Source organism: Sinorhizobium sp. FG01 (genome assembly GCF_002531875.1).
Classification (GTDB): Bacteria; Pseudomonadota; Alphaproteobacteria; order Rhizobiales; family Rhizobiaceae; genus Sinorhizobium; species Sinorhizobium fredii_C.
Genome location: NZ_NWTB01000010.1, coordinates 1 through 15,355, shown reverse-complemented (window position 1 = coordinate 15,355; position 15,355 = coordinate 1). Strand labels below are relative to the sequence as shown.

Below are 15,355 nucleotides of genomic sequence, written 5' to 3'. Positions count from 1 at the left end.
ATTCCGGATTCAAAGCGCCGGCAGGACACCGATCGGAACGAAGGCCAGAAAGGCGGTGCCGTCGCGCACATTGAGCTTGACGGTCGCTTCGTTCTTGCCGGCGGCGAGCGCCGTCAAGACGTTGGCGACATTGTTGATGAGGTCCGTTTCCTCGGGAACGGCTTTCACCAGGTTCTCGCGCCATGCGTCGATGTTCACCAGGGTCAGCGAGAACTCGCCGGAAACGAGCCCCTGATCGTCTACCGAGAAGGGTCCGGTGAGCTTGGCGGTCATCCCGCTTCCTGCGTCCAACGTCAACTGCCGCATTTCGCCCCTGGTACCGCGCAGCATGTGCGGGTTGATCGCGCCGCCTCGCAGCCAGTCGGCCCTACCGGTGACCGTAAGGTCCGCGGCAAGATTGACCGGCGGGGCGGGGCTCGGGCCTTCCTCGGGCCGCAGGTCGAGCTTCTCGACGCTGAGCGCCACGTCGAGATCATCGCTGTTCTGGCGTAGATGGATCTCCCCGTGGCTGGCGCCGAAACCTATGCCCTTGCCGAGGAGCGGCGAGCGGATCGTGCCGGTCAGATTGTCGTAGGCAATCGACGTACGGTCGATGCCCGAGAGCGTCGCCGCAAGGCTTGCATGCAGCAGCGTCCAATCGGCGGACACCGAAACCCCGGGCGAGACCCGGATTTCAGCGGGGCCGTCGAGTTCGACGACGGCGCGTCCCGGCTGGTAGACCTGTGCCGCCGTCCGCAAGGCGCCGAAGGAGGCAGACGCACCGCGGCGGGTGTCGTCGAGGCGCACCTTGTCGCAGAAGAGGCCGATCCTGAACGGAAAGCCGCGCACGTCGAGATCTGTGCATTCGCCGCCAAGGCCGCTCGCCTGCTTTTCGGCCAAGTAGGCCGGCAACCGTTTCTCGATCTGGTCGGCGGCAACGAACCAGGCGGCGGAATAGAGGCCGGCGACGAGGATGATGCCTGCTGCAAGCCAGAGAAACTTCCTGCTGGCGGGCCGGCCCTTGGCGACCTCGGTTACCGTCATGGTATTGCGTACTCCACTTTGCTGGCCAATATCGGCATCTACAGCGCGCGTCTTATCAGACGCGCAAAGGTCGCTGTAGCACTTTGAATTGCTGCATGTCTTTGTCCTTAAATCGAGGTCGATTTAAGGAGAACTCGACTTCGACGCAGATGCGCATGCACTCTTCGGCGCGCTCGCCGCAGCTCCCGACAAGGTGGAGCGGCTTCAGGCGGAAAACCGCTTCACAGCTTTGCCCATCCCGCTTTAGAAAGTTCTCAGTCGGCCGCTGCGCCTATCCAGGATGATTCGGTTATTGCGGCAACATTGGTTGAATGGCAGCGGATATGGACGAATTTTGGGTCTTTGGCTACGGCTCGCTGATGTGGAACCCGGGCTTTCGCTTCGAGGAGAAGCTGACGGCGCGGGCTTTCGGCTATCGTCGCTCCCTCTGCGTCCATTCCTGGGTGCATCGCGGCACCGAGCGGCACCCCGGCCTGGTGCTCGGACTGGACCATGGCGGCTCCTGCATCGGCATGGCCTTTCGCGTCGCTGGCGCCGAAAGGGCGGAGGTGGTCGATTATCTGCGCGAGCGCGAGCTGGTCACGCAGGTCTACAAGGAGCGAACCATGCCGGTGCAGCTCTCCGACGGCCGGCGCGTGCCGGCGCTCGCCTATGTGATCGACCGCAACCACGTGCAATATGCCGGGGCGCTCAGCGCGGAGCAGGCGGCCGCCACGGTCGCAACCGCCGTGGGCAAGTCGGGAAACAACCGGGAATACGTGCTCAACACGCTTGCCCATCTGAGGGAAATGGGCATCCGCGACCATTGGCTCGAGGAAGTCGCCGCCAGTCTTACCGACGGTGCAGCCGCGTCGGCTCAGGTCTGATCGGTCACTTTTCCCGCGCCAAGTTCGCGCAGGCGCTGTTTGGCCGTCGGCGGCAGCGGCAGGTGAGGATTGGCCTTGACGGTCTCGACGAGGAGCTCGTCGCTAGCGGCCTCGGTCACTTCGACGAGCTTCGCCAAAAAGGCGTCCGGATCAAGGCCGGCTTCGATGGGCGGCAGCACGCGCACCTTGAAATGGCCGGGAAAGCGCAGGAACTTGCGGCGTGGCCAGAAGAGGCCCGGATGCATGGCGACGGGGACGACCGGCACCTGCAGGTCGCGGTAGAGCCGGGCAATGCCGTACTTGTATTCCGGCGGGGCGCCGGGCGGGCGCCGCGTGCCTTCCGGATAGATGATCAGCTGGCGTCCGGTCGCCATTTCCCGCTTGGTGCGCTCCATGACCTCCGTCATCGCCTTGCCGCGGGCGGCGCGGTTTACCGGCACCATGCGCTGCTTGATGATGTACCAGCCGAAGAGCGGGATCCAGGTCAGCTCGCGCTTCAGGATGTAGAACGGGTCGTCGAGCCAGGGCAGAAGCGCATAGGCGTCCCAGAAGGACTGGTGCTTCGGCGCGAAGATGTAGGCGCCCTGTGGAACGTTCTCGAGGCCCTCGATCTCGAAGGTCGTCCCGACGATCTTTTGCATGAGCCAGTGGTTGCTGCGCACCCAGTTCTTCGGCACGAACCAGGCTGTCTTGCGCGGCACGAGAAAATAGACCGGGGTCAGCACGATCATCTGGACGATCAGATTGGCATAGAAGACCAGGTTGAAGAGGATCGAACGCAGGATGATCATCAGGCAGGCTCTCGATGGAAGGCGACGCTGACCGCGATGCGGTTGGCCGTTCCGCTGCCTACACGAAACTCGCAGCAAGGAAAACAGTTCTTGCAGGATCCGGCGCGCTACTCTTCCCGCGGCGCGGGGAGAGAAGCGTCGGTTCTCGGATCGTCTGTCAGGTGCGTGCTCACAAGATCCCGCAGCGAGGCGACCGAATATTTGGCGTATTCGAGCAGGATGGCCTTGATGAAGAGCGGATTGCGCAGCCAGTTGGATGTCTTCAGATCCGAATTGACGACCGGATAGGCGATGAACTGCGTGTCCGGCCGAACCCGGCGCAGTTCGAGCAGGCTGCGGGGCATATGGTAGTTATTGGTGACGACGAGGACGCTCCGATAGCCGCGGTCCAGGATCCACTGCCCGGCCTCGGTCGCGTTGCCGATCGTGTCGACTGCTTCATGGCCGATATCGACGCAGCACTTGAAGAGATCGGCCGAACTTTGCGTGTTGCGGCGTATCTGGCTCTCCGTCGTCGCTGGATTGACGCCGGAGATCAGAAGCCGGTTGCCGGCGCCGGATTTCAGCAGTTCGACCGCCTGGTCTATCCGCTGGAAGCCGCCGGTCAGCACGACGATTGCATCCGCTCTGGGTGTGGCCGGCGGCTGCAGCGAGGCGACCGTATCGGCGAAGTGCAGGAAGCCGGCGACGAAGATGGCGAGAAAGGCTAGCAGCACGAAAAAGCCGCGCCGCAGGATTTTGCGCAGCAGGCTGCGAGACCGACGGCGGCGCGCGGCCCTGTCTCGCCATTTGCCCCTATCGGCCATTCCGCTCTCGCGAAGCTCCTCACCCATTATGATTCTCTCACATAGCCGCCGATTGCGGCAGGGGATAGATCGGTCGGGGGAGATTCACGGTTTTGGAAAGCCCACGAGAGGGGTCAGCTCTGATAGGTATCCGTCCGGCCGGGGTCCGAGCGGATAAGGTCGATTTCGTAGATCGTCCGGGTGACGGTCAGCCGCGCCGTCAGCGTCGTCAGCAAGGCGATGACGATGATGATCGCGAAGATGCCCAGATAGCCGGTGTAGCCGATCGCAAAGGTGCCGAAGAGGGCGGTCGCCTGGTCCGTTTCGGGGGTTGCGAGCGTCTGCGATTGCCAGAAACCGGCGATGGCGAATGACAGCGCCGCGAGCAGCCCGCCGGCGCCGGCGCCTTTGAGGCTGATTCTGAGGAAGTGCTTCTGGAACTCGGACGCCACGAAGCCCGCCTCGGCCCCGACGAAATGCAGGACCTCGACGATGTGGCGATTGCCGGAAAGGGCGCCGCGGGTGGCGAACACGACGGTCAGCACCATGGCCGAAAAGACAAGCGCCAGAACGCCGGTCCCGATCATTGTCGTGGTGTTGGCCATGGCGACCAGGCGGTCTACCCACGTGCGATGGTCGTCGAGAAACGCCTCGGGAATCGTCTCCGTCAAGGCCTTTCGCATGGCGGAAAAATCCGGCGGGTCATTTTCGTCGATGGTTATCACCACGAGCCGCGGCACCGGCAGTTCGTCGAGGTTGAGGCCGCTGCCGAGCCAGGGTTCGAGGAGGCGGGCCGTTGCGGCGCGGTCGATGATGTTGCCGCCCGTCGTGCCGGGGAAGGTCAAGGCGAGGTCGCGCGCGTCGGCGAGCGCCTTCTCCATGTCCAGGTTCTCGTCCGGCTTGATCTGGATGGTGATCTCGCGAGAAATCTGCGATTGCCAGCTTTGCGCCGTCGCGCGCACCATGCTGACGCCGCCGAGCGTCAGGCAGGCGAGGAACGACATGATGGCAATGACGCACATCAAGGCATGGCCGGAGACATTGGCGGAGGGTACGATCGGCCCGGTCGGGCGCACGCGCATCTCGCTGCGGCGCTGCTGCGGCGGCGGGTCTGGCCCGCGGCGGGGGCGCTGCTCATTCATAGATATCGAGCCGCCCCTGTGAAAGGATCATGCGCCGGGCCTCGACCTGGTCCATCAGCGACAGGTCATGCGTGGCGATCACCACGGCGGTGCCGAGCCTGTTCAGTTCGAGGAAAAGGTTCAACAGCCGCCTTGCCATCGGCGGATCGACATTGCCGGTCGGTTCGTCGGCGAGCAGGATTTCCGGGCGGTCGATCAGCGCCCGGGCGATCGCGGCGCGCTGCTTTTCGCCGCCGGAAAGCACCGGCGGCAGCACATTGATGCGCTCGCCAAGACCGACCCATTTGAGAAGCTCGAGCACGTCCGAGCGATAGCTCGTCTCCTCCTTGCCGCGGACCCTCAGCGGCAGGGCGACGTTCTCATAGGTCGTCAGGTGGTCGAGAAGGCGGAAGTCCTGGAAGACGATGCCGATGCGTCGCCGCAGCATCGGAAATTCCTCGCGCGGAATGGAGGATATGTTGCGGTCGAACATGCGAATGAGCCCGCGCGTCGGCTTCAGCGACAGGAACAGCAGCCGCAGCAGCGTCGTCTTGCCGGCTCCTGATGGGCCGGTCAGGAATTGAAAGGACCGACGCGGAATGTCGAACGTCAGGTCCCGGAGAATTTCCGGCCCCATGCCATAGCGCAATCCGACATTCTCGAAATGAATCAACGGGACAGTCCAATCTCTCGTCACAATCCTCGACAACCGCCGCAACCGGCCGTTCGCACATCCAGGCGTCCTTGCGCCCCGCCGGGCGCACACGAAGCGCGCTGCATCGCTTTGAACTGCGGTGCCGATTGAAGGACCATGCAGTAGGACAGCGCGCCTGCCAAGGCAAAACCGAGTGCGGAACCATGGTTAAGCGACGGTTAATGTCCCAGGAAAGCACGCCGCTTTCGCGGCTCTTTCCGAAACATTAACCATTCCGATTTACGTTCCGTGAGGATTTGATGCAATGCCCTGTTTTTGCAGGGTCTTGCCGCGAGCTTGGCGCGCCCGGCGTAGAAGGGCGCGGCACTCCGATGGGAGAGCCCCATGCAGGCATTTCGCACGAAGACCGCCGGTATCGACCTCCTTCCGCCGGAGCGCGTGCCGCGCGCGGACAATCCCCCGGCCAGGAAACGCGACTATGTCGACGTCGAATTCGAGACCGTCGCTCCTGGTCCGCGGCGCGGCCCTTATCCGGTCTTCAACGACAATCGGCGATCGGCAGCGCGCCCCGTTCCGCCTCCGACGACGACCATTCGAAGCGTGGCAGCGGCGCGGCTCCTCGCGACTGCGGAGGTGAAACTGCGTGCGATGCCGGCGCGGCGTTTCGCCGCCCTCGCCGCCGGCCTTGGCCTCACGGCCTTCCTATTGGTGGCAGGGCTCGGGGGGCACGACGAGGCGGATGCCCGTCCGCTGGCCATCGAGGCGGTCACGACCTCACTCGATTATACCCGCGGCATGCGCGTGCTTTCCGTCTATGGGGCCATCGACAACCGCTCCGATCTCGAACAGCGTCTGCCGCCTGTGGTCGTCGAAGTGATGAGCAACGGACGGCCGGTGACGGCGACGCGGCTGATGCACGAAGGCGCGGCCATCGCGCCGGGTGAAAGCCGCCGCTTCGTCACCCGGCTTCCCTATGCGGGCGGAAAAATGCCTGAAGTCGCCGTTTCCTTTGCGGAAAACAGTGTTTCGCCTCGCTGATTGTGCTAATCGGCGCTGGAAAGGGAGGGCAGGCGTTCTTCCTTCAGAAACGGAGACCCACCATGCCCGTCGTTCGCGGCAAGAATATCGAGATCCTCTATAGCCCCGAGGCGATCGCCAGTCGCAATCGAGACATGGCGGAAGAGATCATGCGCGGGCCGCACAAGGACCTCCTCGTCATCTCGATCCTCAAGGGCTCCTTCATCTTTGCGGCCGATCTCATCCGTGCCATGCACGGGGCGGGGCTTGCGCCGGAGGTCGAGTTCATCACGCTGTCAAGCTACGGCACGGGGACCGAATCCAAGGGTGTGAGGATCACCAAGGATATCGACAGCGACGTGCACGATCGCGACGTTCTCTTGATCGACGATATTCTCGAATCCGGGCGGACGTTGCGCTTTGCCAAGGACCTGCTCTACGAACGCGGCGCCCGCCACGTGACGATCGCCGTACTGCTCGACAAGCGCATGAAGCGCCGCGTCGACTTGGAGGCTGATTATGTCGGCTTCGAATGCCCCGATCACTTCGTGGTGGGCTACGGCATGGACGTCGCCTATGCCTTCCGCGAACTGCCCTTCGTCGGCGTCGTCACCGGCGACGCGGAATAGCGTCTCTCCGGCCTCCGATACCCCGGTTTCACTCTTTGCGGGGAGGGCAATGATTGCTTGCGCCTGATGGGCGAGTATTCGCCCTTTCTCTACCTGGAAGCGCGAGATGCTGAAAATCGATGAGATCGCGTTTACCGAAAGCAAACAAAAACCTGTTTGGTTGGAACGGTGTCACGGCCGCAGGCGGCGTGGATACGGATGTTCAACGACGTAGAGCGTCTTCCTTGCGAACGACGCCGGCGCTCCGTGAGAGCGAATACGGGAGGCTATGATGGCGAAAATCCTGATTACCGAGGATGAGGATGCCTTGCGCTCGTTCGTGGCGCGGGCGCTGCAACTCGATGGACACGAAACGGTTGAGGCCGGGGATGGTGCCGACGGGCTCGCCTGCCTCAAGGACCAGCGCTTCGACCTGCTGCTTTCCGATATCCGAATGCCGGTCATGGACGGCATCGAGCTCGTGCATCAGGCATCGGCGGCCTTTCCCAAGCTCAAGATCTTGCTGATGACCGGCTATGCCGAGCAGCGCGAGCGCACCGACGATCTCACTGGCAAGGTGGTGGATGTGATTTCCAAGCCATTTTCCTTGCCTGACATCCGCAAGGCGGTTGCGCACGCCCTGGCGGCCTGAGGGTTTCCTGAGGCCCTGCTCGGGCGGGGCCTCAGCGCATATCGAGCAAGCGCTCCAGATATAGCCGCTCGACTTCGGGCGACAGGTTGTCGCCGAGCTTGCGCCGGATCGCGTCCAGGATCTGGCGGGCGCGCTGCGTGTCGATCTCGTCCGGCACCTTCACCTGGTCGCCGAAATCCGGTCCGGCGTTCTGCTGGCGGCGGCCGAGCGGATCGCGCCCGTTCTGGCCGTATTGCGGCACACCTTGCCCGGGGCCGGGCCCCTGACCCTGGGCCTGCATCTGGTTCATCATGTCCTGGGCGCCTTCGCGCAGCGCCTGCAGCGCCCGGCCCTGGCTGCCAACCGCCCGTTCGCCCTGGCCCTGGCCGAGGGCGCCCGCGGCGTCCTTCATTTCGCGCCCGGCCTGGCCGAAGCCCTTGCCGGGCTTTATGCCGAGTTCCTCCAGGCCCTTTTGCAGATCGCCCAGCTGCTTGCCGAGCGCCTCCTGCTGCTCTCTGAGCTGCCTCAAGGCTTCCTTCAGCTGCTCGGCGGTCATCTCGTCGAGCGGGTTCGGCTGTCCGTTCGGGTCGCCCTGCTGTCCGGGATCCTGGGGCATGTCCTGGCCGAACAGCTCGTTGTCCTCGCCCTGCAGCGGATCGCCGCGCTGCATCCGGTCACGCAGCGCCTGGTCCAGCTTGAATGTTTCGTCCATCAGCTGCTGCTGCTGCTGCATCAGCTGGCCGAGCTTGTCCATCTGCTGGCGCATGGCGCTGTTCTGCTCGCCGCCCTGTTGCATTCGGCCGGCCTGCAGATTGTTCATCATCCGCTGTAGTTCGGACAGAAGCTGGCGCGCCTGATCGCGCGCTCCGGAGCGCGCCAGGTTCTCGATCTGGTCCATCATCTTTTCCAGATCCTGCTGGCGCAGCACATTGTTCATGTCCGGATTGGCGGCGATCGCCGGATTTTTGGCCGCCTGCTCGGCGAGCGCGCGCATATATTCCTGCATCGCCTGACGCAACTCCTGCATCAGCCTGGCGATCTCCTCATCCGAGGCGTTGCGTTCGAGCGCATCGGAGAGCGCCTGCTGGGCATCGCGCAGCCGGCGCTCGGCGAGCGACAGGTCGCCATCCTCGATGCCGAGGGCTATTTCCCAGAGATGCTCGGCCGCGTCGCGCAGCATATCGTCGTTGCGGGCGAGCTCCATCCGCGTCCGGGCCGACTGGATCAGCAGGAAATGGGTGAGGTTCGGGAGCGTCTCCTCGGGATAGAGCGTCAGCGCATCATTGAGATCGATGGCATGGGGGAGCTGGTTGGCGTCGAGCGCGAAGACCTGCCGCTGTTCGGCGACCGCTGCGGCCAGCGGCTCGAAGAAGCGCCGCGCCGGCAACACCATTTCCTCCGGCACGCTTCGCCCTTCCTGGCCGGCGGCGTCGCGGGCGACGAGAGTGATCTCGACGCGCTTGCCGGAAAGCGGATGTTCGCTCAAGTTCCGGCTGGTCGTTCCCTTGGCATCGCGCGGGTTGCGGCGGGGCAGGTCGAGGCGGTATTCCGGTGGTGGATAGAGCGGCCTGGCGCCGGCAGCCGGTTCGTCCAGAGGCTTGATCTCTGCCCAGGCCTGGGCGATGCCGTAGTCGTCATGGGCGAGGAAGCTTATCTCCAGCGAAGCGTTCGCCGTCGGACGGGGAGCACCATCGAAGGCGATGCCGGGGACGCTGTCGGGAATGATCTTGAAATTCCAGCGCTGTCCGGCAACGGAAAGCGTCCCGTCGCGGGTGATCTTGAAGAGATGGCTGCGGGCGCCGTTCGCCGGCGTGCCGGCCGCTTCCGCCGGCTGCTGCGGCGACGGCTTGCCGGCCACGGCCGGGATGATCGTCGGCTGAGGGCTGCCCGTGTCGGCATAGCTGACCTGCGTCTCCTGGCCGGCGCCGGTTACCCGGACCGTGACGTCGCTGAACTGCGGAATGGTGATCGCAGCCTGCCTGTCGGCGGCTGCCGTATCCTCCCGGCCGGTCAGGAAAATCGGTGCGCGGCCGGTATAGGCCGGCGGCGTCACCCATGCGTCGATGCGGATGTCGGGAGCAGCGACCTGCCGTTCGGGCAGCCGAAACGCATCCGACGCCAGGCCGGCGCGGTTCGAATAGGAATAGGCGAAGGCGACGCAGGCGATGAGGATCGGCACGGCTCTGAGTGCTAGGGGATCGTGTCTCGCAACGTCGGGACGTGGCAGGCCCGTATCGAGGCCGTGGACGAGACGCGCCATGCGTGCCTGGTGCTCGTGCCAGAGTGCCGCACCAACGGCTCCCTCCGTCGCCGGCGCGTCATCCTGCACGCGGATCGCCTGATGCGGCAGCCGATTGCGGTCTTCGAGCATCCGGTCGGCTTCGGCGATCTCCGGCCAGCGAACGCGAGTGAGCGGCAGCAGCGTCAGGAAAAGCCCGGCGGCGAAGGCGAGCAGTACCACGACGTGCAGCCAGAACGGCGCGACACGAAAAAGGCCGAGCCAGCCAGCTGAGAGGAAGAGGAGAACGAGCGAGGCCGGGGCGAGCGCACGGGGCAGGAGCTGCTCGGAAAGCAGGATCAGGCGTGCCAGGAACCGCTTCGTCGCCAGCATTCTGCCGAGTGACTTCGGTTGTGGCGTTTCATCCTGCCGGAATTGCGTCATCCGCCCAAGTTCCCTTTCGATCCCTTTGACCGCCGCGGCGGTCAAAGGTCAGGATAACATCCTTTGTGGCGAAGGCGAGGGCGACAAGAAAAACAAACCGTGATCGCGCCGAGGCGCGGCCCGTCGAAAGATCTACGCCGGGGATCAGTCAAGCCAATCCGGCACCGAGTCGAGGCCGATCAAATCGTCGTAGTCCTCGCGCGGGCGGATCACGTGGAATCGATCGGCCTTGACGAGTACCTCGGGGACCAGAAGGCGGCTGTTATAGGTGCTGGCCTGGACCGCTCCGTAGGCGCCCGCTGAACCGATGGCGAAGAGATCGCCCGGCTTCGGCATCGCCATCTCCCGGTCGAGCGCCAGATAATCGCCCGTCTCGCAGACCGGGCCGACGACGTCGGCCTTGATGCGCGGCGCATTGGCCGCAGAAATCTTCACCGGCCTGATCTCGTGATAGGCTTCGTATAGCGTCGGGCGGATCAGGTCGTTCATCGCGCCATCGACGATTACGAAGGTCTTTTCGCCGCCATCCTTCACATAAATGACTTCGGTGACGAGAATGCCGGCATTGCCGACAATCAGCCGGCCCGGCTCGGTGACGATCTTACAGTCGAGGCCCTTCAGCTGGTTCTTGACGATGTCCGCATAGGCATCGGGGAGCGGCGGCGGATTGTTGTCTTCACGATAGGGGATGCCGAGGCCGCCGCCGATATCCACATGATCGATGATGTGGCCATCCGAGCGCAGCGTATCGACCAGTTCGCGCAGCAGCTTGAAGGCATCGTCGAAGGGCTGCAGCTCGGTGATCTGGCTGCCGATATGCATGTCGATGCCGGTCACCTTGATGCCGGGGAGCGTCGCGGCATGGGCATAGACGGCGCGCGCCCGCTCCCAGGAAATGCCGAACTTGTTTTCCTTCTTGCCGGTCGAGATCTTGGCGTGCGTGCCGGCGTCGACGTCCGGATTGATGCGGAAGGAGACATGCGCCTTTTTGCCGGCGCGGACGGCCCGCTGGTTGAGGATCTCCAGCTCCGGCTCGGATTCGACGTTGAAGCAATAGATGCCGGCCTCGAGCCCGAGGTCCATTTCGCGCGGCGTCTTGCCGACGCCGGAAAACATGATCCGCTCCGCCGGAATGCCGGCGGCGAGCGCGCGGCGAAGTTCGCCCTCCGAGACCACGTCGACACCGGCGCCAAGGCGCCCGAGCGTCTTCAGCACGGCCTGGTTGGAATTGGCCTTCACCGCATAGCAGACCATCGCATCGACGTCGGCAAAGGCCCTTGCGAACACCCGGTAGTGTCGCTCGAGCGTCGCGGTGGAATAGCAATAGAAGGGCGTGCCGACGGCGCGGGCGATATCCGTTACTGGGACGTCTTCGGCGTAAAGAATTCCGTCGCGATAGTCGAAATGGTTCACGGGGGTGTCGCTCGCTTAGAGGAGGGGATCAAGCAGGAAGGGGCGGTCCTCGACCGTCTCCTTCGGTTCGGCGGTGCCGGCGGGCGCCTTCGTGTTGATCGTCGTGGTGGCGCCCGGCCGGTCGAGATCGCCCTTGCGCCCGCAGCCGGTCAGAACCAGCCCCGGAATTGCCAACAGGAGCGCAAGCCGGGCCGCCTTGGTAGATGTCATCGTCATGTCCCTCGCCGAAGCTGAAGCCGATTGATCTTAGATAGAGCGGTCTCTTATCGGTTTTTCAGCGACTTGTGCACCCCTGTTTGTGTGCGCAGATGTCTACGTTTCAATGCATATCGCTGCCTCACCCTAGCCTTCTCCCCGCGTGCGGGGAGAAGGCCGCGGCAGCGGGATTAGGGGGCGCGCCGGCGGCAGCGAATCCACTAATTGCGCGCCCGCCACCAGGCAATCTGCTTGCGCACCTCGGCCGGTGCGGTGCCGCCGAAGCTGGTACGGCTCGCGACGGACGCTTCGACGGTCAGCACGTCGAAGACCTTGTCGGTAATGGCGGGGTTGATCGCCGTGAGTTCGGCAAGCGGGAGGTCAGCGAGATCGCAGCCCTTCTCTTCGGCAAGTGCGACGGCTTTTCCGGTCACGTGATGCGCATCGCGGAACGGAAGGCCCGCCGCGCGGACCAGCCAGTCGGCAAGGTCGGTGGCGGTCGAATAGCCGGAACCGGCGGCGGCCTTCATCCGGTCGGCGCGGATCGTCATGTCGCGGACCATGCCGGTCATCGCCGCGATCGCCAGTTCGAGGCTTTCGGCCGCGTCGAAGACCTGTTCCTTGTCCTCCTGCATGTCCTTGGAATAGGCGAGCGGCAGCCCTTTCATCACCGTCAGAAGCGCAATCAGCGAGCCGTTGATGCGGCCGGTCTTGGCGCGCACGAGCTCGGCGGCATCCGGGTTCTTCTTCTGCGGCATGATCGAAGAACCGGTCGAGAAGGCATCCGACAGGCGGATGAAGCCGAATTGCGGCGTCGACCAGATGACGATCTCTTCGGCAAGACGCGACAGGTGCGTGGCGGCGATTGCGGCGATAGACAGGAATTCCAGTGCGAAGTCGCGATCGGAGACCGTATCGATCGAGTTGCGGGTCGGCTCGCGGAAGCCGAGTGCCTTCGCCGTCATGTGCCGGTCGATCGGGAAGCCGGTGCCGGCAAGGGCGGCGGCGCCGATCGGGCTTTCGTCCATATGCTCGATCGCGTGGCGGACGCGCGAGCGGTCGCGGCCGAACATCTCGACATAGGCCATGCAATGGTGGCCGAAGGTCACCGGCTGGGCCGTCTGCAGATGGGTGAAGCCCGGCATCACCGTGTCGGCATGCTCTTCCGCCCGGTCGAGAAAGGCGCCGATCAGCGCTGTCAGGGCCCTTTCGGTCCTCTGCAGTTCTTCCTTCACCCAGAGGCGGAAATCGAGCGCCACCTGGTCGTTGCGCGAGCGTGCCGTATGCAGGCGTCCGGCGGCGGGGCCGATCAGCGTCGCCAGCCGCGCTTCGATGTTCATGTGAATGTCTTCGAGCCGGCGCGAGAACTCGAAGGCGCCGCTTTCGATCTCTGACAGGATCGTGCCGAGACCGTGAACGATCTTGTCTTTGTCCTCGGCGGAAATGATGCCCTGATGCGCGAGCATCGTGGCGTGCGCTATTGAGCCGCGGATGTCCTGGGCATAGAGCTTCTTGTCGAAGCCGATCGAGGCATTTATCTCCTCCATGATCGCGTCCGGGCCCGAGGCGAAGCGTCCGCCCCACATCTGGTTGGAGGATTTCGTCTCGGAACTGCCGTCAGCCATCGGAATGCCCGCCCTTTGGAGAATGAAATGCAAGACCAGAAGAAACGTCCTCCGGCCGTGAAGTTGTTCGCGCTCGCTGCCCTGTTTGGCGTGATCGCCGGTGCGGCTGCGGTATACGTGAAGGAGACCGGGTCTGGCAATGGCGGCGCGGCGCCGACGGCGGACGCAAGCTGCCCGCTCGCCGGCGAAAAGGTGGCAGCGCTGACGCCGCTGATGCGCGGCCAGGTGGCGGCGATGACACCGGCCGCCAATCCGCGGCCGATTGGCGGTCTCGACTTCACGGGGCCGGCCGGAAAGCCGCTGACGCTCGCCTCTTTTGCCGGCAAGACGGTGCTCGTCAATCTCTGGGCAACCTGGTGCCTGCCCTGCCGCGAGGAGATGCCAGCGCTTGACGGGCTGCAGGGGGCGCTTGGCGGCCATCGCTTCGAGGTCGTCGCGGTCAACATCGACACCGGTGGCGACGACAAGCCGAAGGCCTTCCTCGACGAGATCGGGGTCAAAGACCTGCGCTATTATCGCGACGCCTCGATGGGCGTCTTCAACACGCTGAAGAAGGAGGGGCTTGCCTTCGGTCTGCCGGCCACCCTGCTGATCGACGAGAAGGGTTGCCTTATCGGTTCGATGAACGGGCCGGCCGCCTGGGACAGCGACGATGCGAAGCGGCTGATCGAGGTGGCGATAGCGCCGCCTCCGGAAAGTTAAGCGATATCGCGGGCCTCAGCGCGTCGGGACCGGAACGTCGCCGCGATAATCGTAGAAGCCGCGGCCGGACTTGCGGCCGAGCCAGCCGGCCTCGACATATTTCACCAGCAGCGGGCAGGGACGGTATTTCGAATCGGCGAGGCCGTCGTGCAGCACCTGCATGATTGACAGACAGGTATCGAGGCCGATGAAATCGGCGAGCTGTAGCGGCCCCATCGGATGATTGGCGCCGAGCTTCATCGCCGTGTCGATGGCATCGACCGTGCCGACGCCCTCGTAGAGCGTGTAGATCGCCTCGTTGATCATCGGCAGCAGGATGCGGTTGACGATGAAGGCGGGGAAGTCCTCGGCGACCGTGACGGTCTTGTCGAGATGGGCGACGAATTCCTTGGCCGTCCGGAAGGTCTCCTCGTCGGTGGCGATGCCGCGCACGAGTTCCACCAGCTTCATCACCGGAACCGGGTTCATGAAGTGGATGCCCATGAAGCGTTCGGGACGGTCGGTCGCCGAGGCGAGCCGGGTGATCGACAGCGACGAGGTGTTGGTGGCAAGCAGCGCGTCCGCCTTCATGATCGGACAAACCTGGCCGTAGATCTTGCGTTTGACGGTTTCGTCTTCGGTGACCGCCTCGATTACGAGATCGGCCTGCGAAAGATCGTTGATATCTGTCGAGCCCTTCATCAGCGACAGCGCCTTCTTGCGGTCGTCGTCGCTCATCTTGCCGGAGGAAACCTGGCGGGCGAGGTTGCCGTTGATGGTCGCCAGCCCTGCTTCGATGCGGTCAGCAGCAATATCGTAGAGCTGTACCTTGTAACCGGCGGCTGCTGAAACATGGGCAATGCCGCAGCCCATTTGCCCCGCGCCAATAATTCCGATTGTCTTGATCATCGAAGCGAACATCCACTTTAGGAAATCTCGGCAGCGGCGCTGCCGAAGATGCAAAAAACCGGGCCGATGGTACGGCCCGGTACGATTGTTAATGCCAACCCGGCAGATTTTCCAGCCCTTTTCGTGCCCGAGTGCGGCGCCCTCAAAGCGCCTTCTCGAGTTCCGGCAGGACATCGAAGAGATCGGCGACGAGGCCGTAGTCGGCGACCTGGAAGATCGGCGCCTCCTCGTCCTTGTTGATCGCGACGATCACCTTGGAGTCCTTCATGCCGGCGAGGTGCTGGATGGCGCCGGAAATGCCGCAGGCGATGTAGAGGTCGGGGGCGACCACCTTGCCGGTCTGGCCGACCTGCCAGTCGTTCGGCGCATAGCC

Annotated in this window: 16 protein-coding genes; 5 read left to right on the top strand and 11 right to left on the bottom strand. The window is 64.0% G+C overall.

The features are described from left to right. Positions 1–9 precede the first annotated feature (9 nt). Entirely contained in the window at positions 10–1,023 is a 1,014-nt protein-coding gene (locus CO656_RS17620) for a DUF2125 domain-containing protein (RefSeq protein ID WP_097526583.1), read from the bottom strand. Between the two features lie 311 nt (positions 1,024–1,334). Here CO656_RS17620 and CO656_RS17610 point away from each other — a divergent pair, with 311 nt between their 5' ends. Then, on the top strand, positions 1,335–1,889 hold the full coding sequence (locus CO656_RS17610) for a gamma-glutamylcyclotransferase (RefSeq protein ID WP_097526581.1): 555 nt from the start codon (positions 1,335–1,337) through the stop codon (positions 1,887–1,889). Here CO656_RS17610 and CO656_RS17605 read toward each other — a convergent pair. The 4 genes from CO656_RS17605 to ftsE form a co-directional block, all read right to left on the bottom strand. After that, entirely contained in the window at positions 1,880–2,680 is an 801-nt protein-coding gene (locus tag CO656_RS17605) for a 1-acyl-sn-glycerol-3-phosphate acyltransferase (protein WP_097526580.1), read from the bottom strand. The two genes, CO656_RS17610 and CO656_RS17605, sit on opposite strands and share 10 nt — an antisense overlap. Before the next feature lie 107 nt (positions 2,681–2,787). Next, entirely contained in the window at positions 2,788–3,486 is a 699-nt protein-coding gene (locus CO656_RS17600; RefSeq protein WP_234819796.1) for a YdcF family protein, read from the bottom strand. 113 nt (positions 3,487–3,599) lie between these two features. After that, positions 3,600–4,607 carry an ABC transporter permease gene (locus tag CO656_RS17595; RefSeq protein WP_097526578.1) on the bottom strand — a complete coding sequence of 336 codons (1,008 nt, stop codon included), beginning with the start codon at positions 4,605–4,607 and terminating at the stop codon, positions 3,600–3,602. After that, a complete protein-coding gene (ftsE, locus tag CO656_RS17590) occupies positions 4,600–5,223 on the bottom strand; it encodes a cell division ATP-binding protein FtsE (RefSeq protein ID WP_234782359.1) in 624 nt (207 codons plus the stop codon). The genes CO656_RS17595 and ftsE overlap by 8 nt, the downstream gene beginning before the upstream one ends. Positions 5,224–5,625: 402 nt before the next feature. Here ftsE and CO656_RS17585 point away from each other — a divergent pair, with 402 nt between their 5' ends. The 3 genes from CO656_RS17585 (at position 5,626) to CO656_RS17575 (ending at position 7,518) form a co-directional block, all read left to right on the top strand. Then, entirely contained in the window at positions 5,626–6,279 is a 654-nt protein-coding gene (locus CO656_RS17585) for a hypothetical protein (RefSeq protein ID WP_097526577.1), read from the top strand. Between the two features lie 62 nt (positions 6,280–6,341). Beyond that, entirely contained in the window at positions 6,342–6,887 is a 546-nt protein-coding gene (gene hpt, locus CO656_RS17580; protein WP_097526576.1) for a hypoxanthine phosphoribosyltransferase, read from the top strand. Positions 6,888–7,158: 271 nt separating this feature from the next. Continuing rightward, a complete protein-coding gene (locus tag CO656_RS17575; RefSeq protein ID WP_037419785.1) occupies positions 7,159–7,518 on the top strand; it encodes a response regulator in 360 nt (119 codons plus the stop codon). A 31-nt stretch (positions 7,519–7,549) separates the two neighbouring features. Here the strand turns inward: CO656_RS17575 and CO656_RS17570 are convergent, their stop codons facing one another. The 4 genes from CO656_RS17570 to argH all read right to left on the bottom strand — a co-directional run bounded on the left by CO656_RS17570 (position 7,550) and on the right by argH (position 13,392). Next, positions 7,550–10,159 carry a TIGR02302 family protein gene (locus tag CO656_RS17570; RefSeq protein WP_097526575.1) on the bottom strand — a complete coding sequence of 870 codons (2,610 nt, stop codon included), beginning with the start codon at positions 10,157–10,159 and terminating at the stop codon, positions 7,550–7,552. 144 nt (positions 10,160–10,303) lie between these two features. Next, a complete protein-coding gene (gene lysA / locus CO656_RS17565; RefSeq protein WP_097526574.1) occupies positions 10,304–11,572 on the bottom strand; it encodes a diaminopimelate decarboxylase in 1,269 nt (422 codons plus the stop codon). 15 nt (positions 11,573–11,587) lie between these two features. Continuing rightward, positions 11,588–11,782, bottom strand: a complete 195-nt coding sequence (locus CO656_RS17560; RefSeq protein ID WP_097526709.1) for a lipoprotein — start codon at positions 11,780–11,782, stop codon at positions 11,588–11,590. A 206-nt stretch (positions 11,783–11,988) separates the two neighbouring features. Then, a complete protein-coding gene (gene argH / locus CO656_RS17555; protein ID WP_097526708.1) occupies positions 11,989–13,392 on the bottom strand; it encodes an argininosuccinate lyase in 1,404 nt (467 codons plus the stop codon). Positions 13,393–13,419: 27 nt separating this feature from the next. Between argH and CO656_RS17550 the strand changes: the two genes are divergently transcribed. After that, the gene (locus CO656_RS17550) at positions 13,420–14,094 is read left to right on the top strand and encodes a TlpA disulfide reductase family protein (RefSeq protein WP_097526573.1); all 675 of its coding nucleotides are present in this window, start codon (positions 13,420–13,422) and stop codon (positions 14,092–14,094) included. Positions 14,095–14,109: 15 nt separating this feature from the next. Here the strand turns inward: CO656_RS17550 and CO656_RS17545 are convergent, their stop codons facing one another. Next, positions 14,110–14,982: a 3-hydroxybutyryl-CoA dehydrogenase gene (locus CO656_RS17545; RefSeq protein WP_037419783.1), complete on the bottom strand. Its 873-nt coding sequence runs from the start codon at positions 14,980–14,982 to the stop codon at positions 14,110–14,112. A gap of 142 nt (positions 14,983–15,124) precedes the next feature. Next, positions 15,125–15,355, bottom strand: a 231-nt coding sequence (locus CO656_RS17540) for an FAD-binding protein (protein ID WP_202862288.1), incomplete at its 5' end; no start/stop codon positions are given.

Bases quoted from the DNA above. Each gene is read 5' to 3' on its own strand.
- CO656_RS17620 (WP_097526583.1), bottom strand. From the start codon at position 1,023: ATGACGGTAACCGAGGTCGCCAAGGGCCGGCCCGCCAGCAGGAAGTTT.
- CO656_RS17610 (WP_097526581.1), top strand. From the start codon at position 1,335: ATGGCAGCGGATATGGACGAATTTTGGGTCTTTGGCTACGGCTCGCTG.
- CO656_RS17605 (WP_097526580.1), bottom strand. From the start codon at position 2,680: ATGATCATCCTGCGTTCGATCCTCTTCAACCTGGTCTTCTATGCCAAT.
- CO656_RS17600 (WP_234819796.1), bottom strand. From the start codon at position 3,486: ATGGCCGATAGGGGCAAATGGCGAGACAGGGCCGCGCGCCGCCGTCGG.
- CO656_RS17595 (WP_097526578.1), bottom strand. From the start codon at position 4,607: ATGAATGAGCAGCGCCCCCGCCGCGGGCCAGACCCGCCGCCGCAGCAG.
- ftsE (WP_234782359.1), bottom strand. From the start codon at position 5,223: ATGGGGCCGGAAATTCTCCGGGACCTGACGTTCGACATTCCGCGTCGG.
- CO656_RS17585 (WP_097526577.1), top strand. From the start codon at position 5,626: ATGCAGGCATTTCGCACGAAGACCGCCGGTATCGACCTCCTTCCGCCG.
- hpt (WP_097526576.1), top strand. From the start codon at position 6,342: ATGCCCGTCGTTCGCGGCAAGAATATCGAGATCCTCTATAGCCCCGAG.
- CO656_RS17575 (WP_037419785.1), top strand. From the start codon at position 7,159: ATGGCGAAAATCCTGATTACCGAGGATGAGGATGCCTTGCGCTCGTTC.
- CO656_RS17570 (WP_097526575.1), bottom strand. From the start codon at position 10,159: ATGACGCAATTCCGGCAGGATGAAACGCCACAACCGAAGTCACTCGGC.
- CO656_RS17560 (WP_097526709.1), bottom strand. From the start codon at position 11,782: ATGACATCTACCAAGGCGGCCCGGCTTGCGCTCCTGTTGGCAATTCCG.
- argH (WP_097526708.1), bottom strand. From the start codon at position 13,392: ATGGCTGACGGCAGTTCCGAGACGAAATCCTCCAACCAGATGTGGGGC.
- CO656_RS17550 (WP_097526573.1), top strand. From the start codon at position 13,420: ATGCAAGACCAGAAGAAACGTCCTCCGGCCGTGAAGTTGTTCGCGCTC.
- CO656_RS17545 (WP_037419783.1), bottom strand. From the start codon at position 14,982: ATGATCAAGACAATCGGAATTATTGGCGCGGGGCAAATGGGCTGCGGC.